Origin of the sequence: Porphyrobacter sp. YT40, assembly GCF_006542605.1 — a bacterium.
Classification (GTDB): Bacteria; Pseudomonadota; Alphaproteobacteria; order Sphingomonadales; family Sphingomonadaceae; genus Erythrobacter.
In genome coordinates, this window is sequence record NZ_CP041222.1 from 3,284,498 (window position 1) to 3,298,497 (window position 14,000).

Annotated in this window: 11 protein-coding genes; all 11 read right to left on the reverse strand. The window is 68.7% G+C overall.

Going from position 1 to position 14,000, the window contains the following annotated elements:
• Positions 1–55: 55 nt before the first annotated feature.
• Entirely contained in the window at positions 56–1,483 is a 1,428-nt protein-coding gene (locus tag E2E27_RS15525) for an SPOR domain-containing protein (RefSeq protein WP_141460659.1), read from the reverse strand.
• A 95-nt stretch (positions 1,484–1,578) separates the two neighbouring features.
• On the reverse strand, positions 1,579–3,294 hold the full coding sequence (ftsZ, locus tag E2E27_RS15530; RefSeq protein WP_141460660.1) for a cell division protein FtsZ: 1,716 nt from the start codon (positions 3,292–3,294) through the stop codon (positions 1,579–1,581).
• A gap of 157 nt (positions 3,295–3,451) precedes the next feature.
• Positions 3,452–4,786: a cell division protein FtsA gene (gene ftsA / locus E2E27_RS15535; RefSeq protein ID WP_141460662.1), complete on the reverse strand. Its 1,335-nt coding sequence runs from the start codon at positions 4,784–4,786 to the stop codon at positions 3,452–3,454.
• A complete protein-coding gene (locus E2E27_RS15540) occupies positions 4,786–5,706 on the reverse strand; it encodes a cell division protein FtsQ/DivIB (RefSeq protein WP_141460664.1) in 921 nt (306 codons plus the stop codon). The genes ftsA and E2E27_RS15540 overlap by 1 nt, the downstream gene beginning before the upstream one ends.
• Positions 5,684–6,676 carry a D-alanine--D-alanine ligase gene (locus E2E27_RS15545; RefSeq protein ID WP_141460666.1) on the reverse strand — a complete coding sequence of 331 codons (993 nt, stop codon included), beginning with the start codon at positions 6,674–6,676 and terminating at the stop codon, positions 5,684–5,686. Before E2E27_RS15545 ends, E2E27_RS15540 begins: the two co-directional genes overlap by 23 nt.
• Positions 6,673–7,638: a UDP-N-acetylmuramate dehydrogenase gene (gene murB / locus E2E27_RS15550; RefSeq protein ID WP_234036085.1), complete on the reverse strand. Its 966-nt coding sequence runs from the start codon at positions 7,636–7,638 to the stop codon at positions 6,673–6,675. Before murB ends, E2E27_RS15545 begins: the two co-directional genes overlap by 4 nt.
• Entirely contained in the window at positions 7,635–9,068 is a 1,434-nt protein-coding gene (gene murC / locus E2E27_RS15555; protein ID WP_141460668.1) for a UDP-N-acetylmuramate--L-alanine ligase, read from the reverse strand. Before murC ends, murB begins: the two co-directional genes overlap by 4 nt.
• Positions 9,065–10,300, reverse strand: a complete 1,236-nt coding sequence (murG, locus tag E2E27_RS15560) for an undecaprenyldiphospho-muramoylpentapeptide beta-N-acetylglucosaminyltransferase (protein ID WP_141460670.1) — start codon at positions 10,298–10,300, stop codon at positions 9,065–9,067. The genes murC and murG overlap by 4 nt, the downstream gene beginning before the upstream one ends.
• Positions 10,297–11,526, reverse strand: a complete 1,230-nt coding sequence (locus E2E27_RS15565) for an FtsW/RodA/SpoVE family cell cycle protein (RefSeq protein ID WP_141460672.1) — start codon at positions 11,524–11,526, stop codon at positions 10,297–10,299. The genes murG and E2E27_RS15565 overlap by 4 nt, the downstream gene beginning before the upstream one ends.
• Entirely contained in the window at positions 11,523–12,893 is a 1,371-nt protein-coding gene (gene murD, locus E2E27_RS15570) for a UDP-N-acetylmuramoyl-L-alanine--D-glutamate ligase (RefSeq protein WP_141460674.1), read from the reverse strand. The genes E2E27_RS15565 and murD overlap by 4 nt, the downstream gene beginning before the upstream one ends.
• 17 nt (positions 12,894–12,910) lie before the next feature.
• Positions 12,911–13,981, reverse strand: coding sequence for a phospho-N-acetylmuramoyl-pentapeptide-transferase (gene mraY, locus E2E27_RS15575; protein ID WP_141460676.1), 1,071 nt, complete (start codon positions 13,979–13,981; stop codon positions 12,911–12,913).
• Positions 13,982–14,000: the final 19 nt, after the last annotated feature.

Genomic DNA, 14,000 nt, shown 5'->3' on the forward strand with positions numbered 1-14,000 from the left:
CCGGATATCCCTGTGCAAAGCCTGTGCAAAGAAAGCCGGGGACAGCCCCACGCCGCTACTTAACCGGCTGGATTTCCTCGCCTTCGGGACTGACATAGAGGAAGCTGTCGACCCCCTTGGCCTTCAGCTCGCGCACCATCGCCTGGGCCTTGTCGCGGCTGTCGACCGGGCCCGCCAACAGCCGGTTCGCCTCGCCCCAGGGGGTGGTATAGGGCTTCAGCTTGGCGAGCGTTGCCCCGCCCTCCTTGCTGATGCGCTTCCAGTCGAAGCCGAGCGCCTTGACGTTCTTGCCGGTCGCGACCTGCACCCAGACGCGGCTGGGGTGGACGGGCTTGGCCGGTTCCTTGGGCTTGGGCTTTTCGGGCGGCGGCGGCGGAGCCTCCCGCCGAATCGCGATTCGCGACAGATCGACCGCATCGCCGCTCACCCGCGCATCGGGCAGCGGGGCATTGGCGAATTCGGCGAAGGCATCGGCCACGCGCATCGGCGCTGGCGGTGGCGGCGGCGGTGCCGGGAGCGGGGCAGCGGCGGGTGCCGAGACCGTGGTCACCGTCACCGGCGTCACCGTCGCGACGCGCGCAGGCTCGGGCGCGGGCGTAGTGACAGGTTGGGGCCGCGCATCGAGCGGCGGGCCCGACGGCGCGAGGCGGCTGTCGGCGCGCTCCTCCGCGGCGAAACGGGCGAGGCGCGGATCGTCGCGCCCGATATCGGCGGCACGCGGAAACAGCCCGAGATTGGCGGCGGCGGCCTGCTGCGGCTTGGTCAGGCGCGGCATGAATTCGAGATAGGGCACCAGCCGGGTCGCCAGATCGCGCGGCATCACCTGCTCGACGATCGCCTTGGCACGCTCGCCATCACCCATAATCGCGAGGCCAAAGGCGCGGGCGCGCTGGGCCGCCATGTCGCGCCGGTCGAGCAGCGGGCGCAAGGCCTCCTCGAACCGGGCACGGTTGCCGGTGATCGCGAAGCTGACCGCCATTCGGCGGCGCGCTTCGTCATTGGCGGGATCGAGCGTCAGCGCGCGGGCATAGGCGGCCTGCGCCCCGGCCTGCTCGCCCACCAGATCGAGCGTCAGCGCCTGATCGGTCAGCACAGCGCGCTCATCGGCTCCGGCGGCGAGCGCGCGCTCGAACTGCACCAGCGCCTCGCCCGCGCGCCCTGCCCGCAGATACACAGCGCCCAGCCCCTGCGCCGCGCCGGGATGGCCCGGATCGACCTCCGCCGCGCGTCCGAAAAAGCCGATCGCCGCCTCGAGATCGTCGATCCCCAGCGCGGCCTGCCCCGCCTCGATCAGGGCATCGCGGTCGCGCGGGGTCTTGGCCAGCGCGACCAGTGCGCGGTTGAGCCGCTGCACTTCGTCCGAGGGCAGAGCCTGCACCACGGGCTGCGAGACGGTCTGCTGCGCCTGCACCGCAAGGCAAGGCGCGCCGATCAGCGCGACGCCGAGCGCAAGGCGGGCGGAGAATGAAATACGCGACACCATCGGGCCTGCTCTACTCACCCCGCCGCCAACCGCCAGAGCCGCGCGCGGGCCGTGCGACGGACGGCACCGCACACGCGCCGGGCAGCCTGCAGGGCTTACTGGTTGTTCTGGCGGCCAAGGAAGCGCGGGATGCTGAGCGCCGGGCCATCATCGTCGCCGTCGCCATCGTCGTCGTCATCGTCACGGGCGGTGCTGCGCGAGAGATTGGCCATGCGTTCGAACAGCGTGCTGCCGCCGCCCGCACCGCCGCCATCGCCCTCGCCCGCCGCGCCGCCCAGCAGCGCGCGGCGACGCCCGCCGCCAAGCTTGGCTTCGACCGGGCGATCTTCCTCGGCCAGACGATCGGCGCTGGCGAGCAGATCGTCCTGCTCGGGCTCGATCGGTTCGTAAGTGGCGTAGTCCTCGCCGAGGTCCAGCATCCCGCCGTCACCGGCGGGCGCGCCCGATGCCGCGCCGTCGTCGGCACCGCGCAATCCGGCGAGCGGGTCGACGATGTCGTCGACATCATCCTCGTACTCCTCGCCGTAATCGTCCCCGGCCTGCATCCCGGTGAGATCGAACGGCGCCGCCGCGGTGGGGGCGTCGCCTTCCTCGTCACCGTCGCCGTCATCCTCGGCCATCCCGCCGAGGTCGAGCGTGTCGTCGTCATCGCTTTCCGCCGGCGCAGTCGCTGCGGTAGCGGCGGCCGGCGCGGCGTAGCCGTAATTCGTGGTCGGCGCAGGGGCCTCTTCGGCCTCGGGCAGTTCGGTCAGGCCTTCGTCTTCCGACAATTCGAGCACCGGACGCTTGGGCGCGCGCGACGCCGAAAGCGAGACCGGCTGCGAGCGGTCGACCGCACCGATCGCGCTCTGTTCGATCCCGGTGGCGACCACCGAGACGCGGATCTTGCCCTTGAGATCGGGGTTGAAGGCGCTGCCCCAGATGATGTTCGCGTCTTCATCGACCAGTTCGCGGATGTGATTGGCGGCCTCGTCCACTTCGAGCAGGCGCATGTCCTCGCCGCCGATGATCGAGATGATCACGCCCTTGGCACCTGCCATACTGACCCCGTCGAGCAGCGGGTTGGCGATCGCCTGCTCCGCCGCTTCGAGCGCGCGGTTCTCGCCCTCGCCCTCGCCGGTGCCCATCATCGCCTTGCCCATCTCGCTCATCACCGAGCGCACATCGGCGAAGTCGAGGTTGATCAGGCCCGGCATCACCATCAGGTCGGTGATCGAGCGCACGCCCTGCTGGAGCACTTCGTCGGCGAGCTGGAAGGCTTCCTTGAAGGTGGTTTCCGCCTTGGCGACCAGGAACAGGTTCTGGTTGGGGATGACGATCAGCGTATCGACCTGACGCTGAAGCTCGTCGATCCCGGCTTCGGCGGCGCGCATCCGGCGCGTGCCTTCGAACAGGAAAGGTTTGGTGACGACGCCCACGGTCAGCACGCCCATGCGGCGTGCGACTTCGGCGATCACGGGCGCAGCGCCCGTTCCGGTGCCCCCGCCCATGCCCGCCGCGATGAAGCACATGTTGACGCCTTCGAGCGCCTTTTCGACCTCGGCCACGGTCTCTTCCGCCGCCGCCTTGCCGACCTCGGGCCGCGCGCCTGCGCCGAGCCCGCCGGTGATGTCGGGGCCAAGCTGGATGCGGCGTTCGGCGGGCGAGGTGCTCAGCGCCTGCGCATCGGTGTTGGCGACGATGAACTCGACACCTTCGATTTCGGCTGCGATCATGTTGGCGATCGCGTTGCCGCCGGCCCCGCCGATCCCGATGACGGTGATGCGCGGGCGCAGATCGTCGCTTGCCGCAGGTCCGATATTGATGCTCATCAGCTGATCCTCCAGCGGGGTGGTCTCGTCACCTTGGCCCCGGCCATGTCGTTCTGTGACACATTCACAGTGCACGTTTTATCCCAGACCGCCCCTTATCCACAGTGCAAGCTTGCCGGAATGTGAGCAAGACCCTGCTTAAAGGGCTTCGGCGTGGTCAGAAATACTCCTTCACCGCGCGCAGCAGCCGCGCCAGCAGCGCCCAGACACCGGTCTCGCGGGTGAAGGCGAAGGTCGCCCCGCCGCGTCCGGCCCCGACCGCACGGATATCGACCGGGTCTTCGGCGGCATAGAGGCACAGGCCCGCCAGCGTGGCAAAGCCGGGCGCGTGGTGCGCCTCGGGCATCCCGGTCAACTGCGGCGGGCGGCCGAGCCGCACTGGCTGGCCCAATGCGCCCTGCATAAAATCCGCCATCCCGGCCAGCTCCGCCCCGCCGCCGGTCAGCACCACCTGCCCGGCCCGCGGGCCGGCAAAGCCCATGCCTTTCAGCGCCTTGCCGATCTCGCCGGTGAGCACCGACAATTGCTGGGTGACCACCGCGATCAGTTCGGCGCGCACGATGCGGTTCTTGTCGTCCGCCCCGCGCGCCAGCGGGCCGACCGGCGCGCCGGTCTCGCCCGCCTCGCTCCCCGCTTCGGCCGGGCCGTTGACGGGGATCAGCTCGCGGTTGTCCGCCGGGCTGGCAATCGCCGAGCCCGCGACGCATTTCAGCCGTTCGGCCTGCGAGCGGCGGATGCCGAAGCTCGATGCGATCGCGTCGGTAATGTCGGCAGAGCCCATCGGCACCGCGTGCAGGCCCAGCAGCATCCCGCCGGCAAACACCGCGACATTGGTGATCTCAGCCCCGATCTCGACCAGCGCGACGCCCAGTTCGCGCTCTTCGGGCGAGAGGCAGGCATGGCCCGCGGCCAGCGGCGCGGCGACGACGCCCTCGACCTCGAGATGCGCGTTCTGCACCGCCTCGGTGAGATTGCGCACCGGCGCGCCATCGGCCAGCATCACGTGGATATCGACGCCCAACCGCTCGGCATGAAGCCCGCGCGGATTGGCGATGCCGTGCGCGCCGTCGAGCGTGTAGTGCGCCGGCTGGGCGTGCAGCACCTTGCGGCCATCGGGCTGGATCATGTCCTGCGCCTGGATCAGCAATTGCTCGACATCCTCGTCCTCGATCCGCCGCCCGCCGATCTCGATATCGACCGCGACCACATGGCTGGCGAGCCCCGCCCCGGCACAGGCGATCCAGACCGAGCGCACCGGGGTGCCCGCGCTCTTTTCCGCGCGCTCCACCGCGTCGCGGATCGCATGGGCGGCGGCGCCCATGTCGGTGACATAGCCGCGCTTGATCCCCGCGCTCGCACGATGCCCGGAGCCGAGCACCTGCAATTCGCCGGTCTCGGTCTCACCCATGATCATCGCGGAGATGCGGAAGCTCCCGACATTGACCGCGGCAAAGGTGCGCGCAAGGCGCCGGGCGGCGGCGCGGCTGGCCATCAGGTCGTCTCCCCCTTGTCGCTGGCGGCATTCTTCGCGCCGACCGCTTCGGGCAGGCGCATATAGAGCCGCGGCGGGGTGCGCATGTCGAAGGCCAGCACCTTGCCGCCCAAGAGGCGGTTCTGGCCGTCCAGCCGCGCGAACTTGACCAGCGCGCTTGCCGCGGCGACTTCGCCTTCGGGCAGCGCGAGCAATTGCCCGGTGGTGAAGGTGAGGTTCCAGCGGCGGTTGCCGACCCATTCGGCGGCCTCGACCTTGGGGGCCAGCGCGGGCGCGGCGGCGAGCAGCGTTTCCAGCGCGCGCGCCTGCTTGGCCGCCCCCGGCCCGGCGAGATGCAGCATCCCCTTGGCGCGGTCGGCAGCGATCGGCTCCAGCTCCACGCCCGAGGGGTCGATCAGCACCAGCCGGTCGGCCTTTTCCAGCACGGCGTGCGGCTCCCGCTCGACGATGTCGATGGCGAGCGTGTGCGGCAGCTGGATCGAGACGCGCGCGTCCTTGACCCAGGGCAGCGACTGCAATTCGGCGCGCAGCTTCTCGACATCGACATCGGGCATGGCCTGATTGCGGCTGGCGAGCGCGCGGGCATAGACCTGCTGTTCGTCCATGCGGTTGGTGCCGGTAACGCGCACGTGGCGGACCTCGAACCCGGCATCGGCGGCGATCGCGGCGACCTGCGCCTGCGCCAGCGCTGGCACCCCGGCAAGGCTGGCGATCACGAAGGCGACGCCCACCCCGGTGCCGATGATCATGGCGAGCCAAATGCGGCTCCACTGCTCCTCGGTGAAAGGCAGCACGCCCATCGCCCGGTCGATGATCCCGCTGGCCGAGCGCCCCGCCTTGCGCGCAGTGACCGCGCGGCTCTGCGCCTTGGCGGCGCGGCGCACGCCGGTGGTGCCGTTACGCCGGATCTGCTGTGCCATGCGCGCCTCCCTTTTGCTTCCCCGCGTGAACCCTCAGCGCCTCGGCTACCAGCATTTCGACCAGATCGGCATAGGGAATGCCCCGACCCGCCGCCTGTTCGGGCACGAGGCTCAAGGGCGTCATCCCCGGCTGGGTGTTGGTTTCGAGCACGAACAGCCCGTCCTCGCCCGCTTCCTCGTCCCAGCGGAAATCGGTGCGGCTGGTGCCGCGGCAGCCCAAGACCTGATGCGCCTTCACGGCATATTGTTCGCACAGGGCGGTGATTTCAGGCGGGAGTTTCGCGGGAAAAATGTGCTCGGTGCGTCCGGCGGTGTACTTGTTCTCGAAGTCGTAAAAGCCGCTCGCGACCACCAGTTCGGTGACACCCAGCGCGCGCGGGCCGTCGGGGCCATCGAGCACCGCGGCGGTGAGTTCGCGGCCCTTGATGAAGGGTTCGGCCAAGAGTTCGGCGAATTCCTGCCACGGCCCGCGCGCGTCGGGGCTGATCGGGTTACCCACGTTGCTGTCTGCGGTGACAATGGCGACGCCGACCGAGGAGCCTTCGTTGACGGGCTTCAGCACATAGGGCCGCGGCAGCGGGTCGCGCTGGTAGAGCTCATCGCGCGTCACGATCCGCCCGCCGGGCATGGGGATGCCATGCGGCACCAGCGCCTGCTTGGTCAGCTGCTTGTCGATCGCGATCACCGAGGTGGCGAGGCCGGAGTGGGTATAGGGCAGGCCCATCAGGTCGAGCATCCCTTGTACCGTCCCGTCCTCCCCCGGTACGCCGTGGAGCGCGTTGAAGACGACATCGGGCTTGGCTTCATGCAGCTTGAGAGCCACATCTCGGCCCATGTCGATGCGGGTGACGCGGTGCCCCTTGCTCTCGAGCGCATCGGCCACGCCCGCGCCGCTGGTCAGCGAGACGGGGCGTTCGTTCGCCCAACCGCCCATCAGGACAGCGACGTGGAGTTTCGTATCAAGGCTCACGGCCGTCCCACCCGTTGAATTTCCCATTCGAGGCTCACGCCGGTTGCGGCATAGACCTTGTCGCGCACCATTTCGCCCAGCCCTTCGATGTCGGCGCTGGTGGCGTTGCCTGTGTTGATGAGGAAGTTGGTGTGCTTCTCGCTGACCTGCGCGCCGCCAAGGGTAAGGCCGCGGCACCCGGCGCGGTCGACCAGTTCCCACGCCTTGTGGCCTTCGGGGTTCTTGAAGGTCGAACCGCCGGTCTTGGTGCGCAAGGGTTGCGAGGCTTCGCGCGCGGCGGCGATGCGGTCCATTTCCGCGCCGATCGCGGCAGGCTCGCCCGGATGCCCACGGAACCGCGCCGAGACCACGATCGCGCCCTCGGGCAGGGCCGAGTGGCGGTAGGAGTAGTCGAGCTCCTCGGCATTCAGCGTGATGAAGCTGCCGTCATGCAGGATCACCGCGCAGTCGAGCAGCACGTCGGCCACCTCGCGGCCATAGGCGCCGCCGTTCATGCGCACGAAGCCGCCCACCGTTCCGGGGATTCCGCGCAGGAACTCGAGCCCCGCGATGCCGAGGTCGCGCGCTGTCGAGGCGACCAGAATGCCGCTCGCCCCGCCGCCGCAGGTGAGTTCCAGCTCTCCGGTGTGCTCGACCTTGGCGAAGCTCTTGCCGAGCCGCACCACCACGCCGGGCACGCCGCCGTCACGCACGATCATGTTCGAGCCGAGGCCCAGCGCCATGACCGGCACCTCCCCGCCGAGCCGTTCGAGGAAGGTCTTGAGGTCGTCCATGTCGGCCGGCTCGAACAGCCAGTCCGCCGGGCCGCCGGTCTTGAACCAGGTATAGGGCGCAAGCGGGGCCTTGCAGGTGAGCTTGCCGCGAATGCCCTCCAGCGGCACGGGCGAGGACACCGCGCCCTCGACCGCGCAGGTCGGGGCCGAGCCGTCGTCGAAGTGGTAGCTGTCGCCGGGCTGGTTCATGCCGCAGCGCTCCGGCGGGCGGTGATCGCGGGCGCGAGACCTGCCGCCCACCTGGTGATGTCGCCCGCACCGAGGCAGACCACCATGTCGCCAGGGGCGATCTCCTCGGCCAGCACCTCGGCCAGGGCTTCGGGCCCGGCAATCTCGCGCGCGGCGCGGTGCCCGCGCGCCTTCATCCCGGCGACCAGTGCGGCATGGTCGACACCCGGCAAAGGCTCCTCGCCCGCCGGGTAGACCGGGGCGACATAAGCGATGTCGGCATCGTCGAAGCAGGATTGGAAGGCGTCCATCAGGTCGTTGAGGCGCGAATAGCGGTGCGGCTGGGCGACGGCGATCACGCGCCCGCCATCGGCAACCGCCTCGCGCGCCGCCGCCAGCACGGCGCGGATTTCGACCGGGTGGTGGGCGTAGTCGTCGATCACGGTGACCGCGCCGCCCGTCAGGTCGACAGAGCCGACCCGGGTGAACCGCCGCCGCACCCCGCCGAAGCGGGCAAAGCCGGTGCGGATCACTTCGTCCGAACAGCCCATCTCGATGCTGACCGCAATCGCGGCGAGCGCGTTCTGGACATTGTGGCGGCCCGGCATCGGCAGATGCACGCCCTCGATCCGGCGGTCCTCGAGACCCCGCTGGCGCACGATCACATCGAAGCTGTTGCCGCCCTTGTCGCTGCGGATGTTGACCCCGCAGATATCGGCCTGGAGCGAGAAGCCGTATGTCACGACCTTGCGATCGCGCACCTGTCCGATCACCGCCTGCACTTCCGGGTGGTCGATGCACAGCACCGCCGCGCCGTAGAAGGGGACGTTGTGGATGAACTCCACGAAAGCCCGCTTCACCCCGTCGAAATCGCCGTAGTGATCGAGATGTTCTGGGTCGATATTGGTGACCACCGCGATGGTGCCGTCCAAGCGCAGGAAAGAGCCGTCGCTCTCGTCGGCTTCGACCACCATCCAGTCGGAATCGCCGAGGCGTGCGTTGGAGCCGTACTGCTCGATAATCCCGCCGTTGATCACCGTCGGGTCGATCCCGCCCGCATCGAGCAGCGTCGCGATCATCGAGGTGGTGGTGGTCTTGCCATGCGTGCCCGCCACCGCGACGGTGGATTTGAGGCGCATCAGCTCGGCGAGCATCTCGGCGCGGCGCACCACGGGGATGCGCGCTTCGAGTGCGGCGGCGACTTCGGGATTGGTGCGGCGCACGGCGGTGGAGGTGACGACGACGGCGACGCCTTCGACATTCTCGGCCTTGTGCCCGATATGCACGGTGATCCCGCGCGCGCGCAGTCTCTCGACACTCGGCCCCTCGGCGATGTCTGAGCCCTGCACCTGATAGCCGAGATTGCGCATCACCTCGGCGATGCCGGACATGCCGATCCCGCCGATGCCGACGAAGTGGATGATGCCGATATCGGTGCCGACGCCTTTCATGAGTCCGAGCTTTCCTTCGCGGCCTTGCGCGCCGTCCCGGTCGAGGCGCGGGCGCGCAGCTTTTCGGCAGGCGAGGTCGCATCCACGCGGATCACGTCCATCAGATCGACGCCGCTCATGCTCTCGACCAGATCGGCCAGATCCTTCGCCGCATCGGGCCGACCGCAGTTGAAGGCGCAATGCGCCGCATTGGCGAGACTGCCGGGGTTCATCGCCATCGCCTGAATCTGCTTGGCGAGTTCCTTGGGCTGGAAGGCGTCCTGCCGGATCATCCGCGCGCCGCCCGCCTTCACCATCTCGCGGGTGTTGACCGCCTGATGATCGTCGGTCGCAATCGGCAGCGGCACGAGGATCGCCGGGCGGCCCACGGCAGTCAATTCCGCGATGGTCGAAGCGCCCGCGCGGCCGATGAACAGGTGCGCGCCCGCCAGACGTTCGTGCATATCCTCGAAATAGGTGCCGAGTTCGGCGGGAATGTCATGGCTGGCATAGCGTTCGCGCACCGCTTCGAGATCCTCGGCGCGGCATTGCTGGGTCACTTGCAGCCGCTGGCGCAGTGCGGGCGGGAGCATGGCGAGGCCATCGGGCACCACCTCGGACAGGACACGCGCGCCCTGACTGCCGCCGGTGACGAGGATGCGCAGCAGGCTCTCCTCGGTAAAGGCGGGGAAGTCCGACGCGCGCAAGCCCAGCACCTCGGCGCGCACCGGATTGCCGACCAGATGGACTTTGCCGGCGTGCTTGGGCTTCAACCGCTCGACCTGTTCGTATGAGGTCGCGATCGCGTTGACCCGGCCCGCCAGCAGGCGATTGACCCGGCCCAGCACGGCGTTCTGTTCGTGGACGATGCTCGGCAGCTTGACCGCAGTCGCGGCGAGCAGCGCGGGGAGCGCGGGGTAGCCACCGAAGCCGACGATGGCGGAAGGCGCAAAGCTTTCGAACAGGCGCAGCGCCATTGCCCGGCCTTCCAGCACCGCGCTCACCCCCTTGGGCCAGCCGAGCGGGTTCTTGCCGAACCGCCCGGCAGGCAGGACGTGCGCGGTGAGGAAATCGGGCTTGCCGGGGATCGCCGCGCCGCGATCGTCGGTGATCAGTGCGACATGGTGGCCGCGCGCGTGCAGCTCTGCCGCCAGCGCGAAGGCGGGGATCAGGTGCCCGCCGGTGCCGCCGGCGGCCAGCACGTAGTGGCGCGATGCGCCTGCGGGCAAGGGGGTGGAGGTCTCGCTGCTCATGCGGGCGTGTCCTTGCGTTCGATCAGTTCGCGCAGTCCCCCGCCTTCGCGGGCGAGAAACGGGTTGCGCCGGGTGATCGCCAGCAATAGCCCAAGCGTGAAGCACACCGCCAGTGTCGATGAGCCACCGTAGGAAATCAGCGGCAGGGTCATCCCCTTCGACGGGAATAGCTTGAGGTTGACGAGGATATTGATGAAGGCCTGTCCGCCGAACTGGGTGATGAGGCCCGCCGCCGCCAGCAGGGCGAAGAGATTGTCCTCCCCCACCAGTCGCAGCAGCGCGCGCAGCACCAGCGCGCAATAGAGCAGCACCACCAGCGCGCAGGTCAGCAGGCCGAATTCCTCGCCGATCACCGAGAAGATGTAATCGGTATGCGCCTCTGGCAGGTTCATCTTGCGGATGCCGAGCCACAGGCCGGTGCCCGTCCAGCCGCCAGCGGTGATCGTGCGCTGCGCGAGGTCGACCTGATCGAAGGCGGTGCCACCGCCCAGAAAGCCGTCGATCCGGTGGCGGGCATTGTCGTAGAACAGATAGGCCAGCACCAGCCCGCTTACGGCGACACCGCCCAGTGCGGCGAGGCGCTGCCACGGCATCCCCGCCAGCAGCACCAGCACCAGCCAGATCCCGCCGAACAAAATCGCCTCGCCCAGATTGGGTTGCAGCATCAGCAGCCCGGCGATGAGGCCGGTGAGGCCGGTGACATACCACAGCACCGGCAGCCCCGGATCGCGCAGCCGCCAGCTGAGGATCCAGGCGCAGATGATCGCGAAGCCGGGCTTGAGGAATTCCGACGGCTGCAGGCTCATGCCGACATTGATCCAGCGCCGCGCGCCGTTCTTTTCCTCGCCGATGAAGGGCACCACGAACAGCAGCGCCAGCATCAAGGCGCCCACGACGATGCCCAGCCGCCGCGCGGAATCGCGGCTGAGGAAACTGAGCCCGATCATCAGCGACAGGCCCATCAGCTGAAAGACGATGTGCCGCTTGAAGAACATGAACTCGTCGAGCGTGACCTTGCTGGTCGAAAGCTGGTCGGCGCTGGCGGGCGAGGCGGCGGCGACCGCGATGGTGCCTAAGGCCATCAGCAACGCGATCAGCAGCAGCAGCACCTTGTCGATCTCGCGCCACCAGATGCGCACCGCATCGCGCCAGCGGCGCTGGATCGGTGCGGGCGGCAGATAGCCACCGGGGCCGCGCGCGGGCGAGGAATAGGCCGAGGCGGTCATGGCAGGATGCTCCGACCGGCCTCGTCCGGGCCAGCGTCGCAGCCGGTGATCGCGCGCACCATCTGGCTGAAGTGGTGCCCGCGCTTCTCGTAGTCGCGGAACTGGTCGTAAGAGGCGCAGGCCGGGCTGAGCAGCACGACGTCACCGGGACGCGCAGCTTCGGCGGCGCGGCGGACGGCTTCGCTGATCAGCTCGCAGCGCTCGACCCTGACCTGCCCTTCGAGCAGGTCGGCAAACATCGGCCCTGCCTCACCCACGGTATAGGCCGCCGCGACATTGCCGAGATGGTCGGCGCAGGCGCCCAGCCCGTCTTCCTTGGGCAATCCGCCGACGATCCAGTGAATCCGGGGCGCGCCGCCGTTCACGTCAGGATCGGGCGGAAAGGCCGCGAGCGCCGGGGCGGCGGATGCGGCGTTGGTTGCCTTGCTGTCGTTGATGTAGATCACCCCGCCCGCGTCGCACACGCGCTCCATCCGGTGCGGCAGCCCGCGATAGGAGGCGAGCCCCTCGGCAATCTGCGCATCGGCAAGGCCAAGCTGGCGGCAGATCGCCACCGCGACGGCGGCGTTCTGGGCATTGTGCGGCCCGGCGAGCGAGGGCGAGCGCCCCTCGGCCAGCCCGGCCGCAGCGAGATCGCCGGTCTTAACCCGCACCAGCAGCTTGCCCGAGGTTTCCAGCCCCTCGGCAATCGCGATCGTCTGCTCGTCCTCGACACAGATCAGCGCCGTGCCGGTGTGCTGCATCTGGAACAGCCGCTCCTTGGAAGCGGCATAAGCGGCAAAGCTGGCATAGCGATCGAGATGATCGGGCGTGATGTTGGTCAGCGCCGCAACATCACAATCGAGCGTGAAGGTGAGATCGATCTGGAAGCTCGACAGCTCCAGCACATAGACGCCGCCGTCGGGCAGCGGTTCCTGCCCGAGAACCGGATCGCCGATATTGCCGCCCATCACGGTGGGCACACCCGCCGTCTGCAGGATGTGATGCACCAGCGCGGTTGTGGTGGACTTGCCGTTGGTGCCGGTGATCCCGACCACCTTGTGCTGCGGCAGCGCGTCGCGCGCCATCGCGAACAGTTCGATATCGCCGATCACGGGCAGGCCATATTGCCACACGTGCGGGCCGATGGGGTGCGAATTGAGCGGCACGCCGGGCGAGACCACCACGCCCGCAAAGCCGGTGAGATCGAGCTCCAGCGGGTCGATCATCCGGCAGCGCCCCTCGAACGGCTCGCGCGCGTGGGGCTGCCGGTCCCAGGCGATCACCTCCGCGCCGCTCGCCAGCAAGGCCTCGGCCGCCGCCGCGCCCGAGCGCGCGAGGCCGAGCACCGCGTAGCGTTTTCCGGCAAAGGCGGGGGAGGTGATCACGCGCGCGCCGCCCTTCCCTATCGCAGCTTCAGCGTCGACAGCCCGATCAGCGCGAGCACGATGGCGATGATCCAGAAGCGGATCACGACCTTGCTCTCGCTCCAGCCGAGCTGTTCGAAGTGGTGGTGGATCGGCGCCATCTTGAAGACGCGCTTACCGGTGCGCTTGAACCAGAACACCTGCACGATCACGCTGACCGCCTCGAGCACGAACAGCCCGCCGACGATACCGAGAACGACCTCATGGTGCGAGGCAACCGCGATCGCGCCCAATGCACCGCCCAAAGCCAGCGAGCCGGTGTCGCCCATGAACACCGCGGCAGGCGGCGCGTTGAACCACAGGAAGGCGAGCCCCGCGCCCATGATCGCCGCGCAGAAGATCGCCAGTTCGCCCGCGCCGGGGACGTGGGGGATGCCGAGATAGTCGGAGAAATCCGCGCGGCCGACCAGATAGGCGATGATCGCGAAGGTGCCCGCCGCGATGATCACCGGCATGATCGCAAGACCATCGAGCCCGTCGGTCAGGTTCACCGCGTTGCCCGCCCCCACGATCACGAAGGCGGCGAAGACGTAATAGGCCGGGCCCAGCGGAATGCTCACGCCGGTGAGGAAGGGCAGGTAGAGATTGGTGTTGATCTGGCTGACGATCAGCCAGCTGGCGATGCCCGCCACCAGAAACTCGCCCGCCAGCCTAACCCGCGCCGGGACACCCGCGTGGCTGTTCTTGGAAACCTTGTCATAATCGTCGAGGAAGCCGATGATTCCGAAGCCGATCGTCACTGCCATGCAGGCCCAGACAAAGGGGCTAGACAGGTCCATCCACAGCAGCATCGACACGGTCAGCGCGGTGAGGATCAGCAATCCGCCCATCGTCGGCGTGCCGCGCTTGGCGAGGTGCGATTGCGGGCCGTCCAGCCGGATCGGCTGGCCCTTGCCCTGCCGCACGCGCAACAGGTTGATGAAGCGCGGGCCGATCAGCAGCCCGATCACCAGTGCGGTCATCAGCGTCGCGCCCGCACGGAAGCTCTGGTAGCGCACCAGATTGAGGATGCCTTCGAAGCCCAGCCACTCGGCAAGAAGATAGAGCATTCAGTCGTCCTTTGGCCCG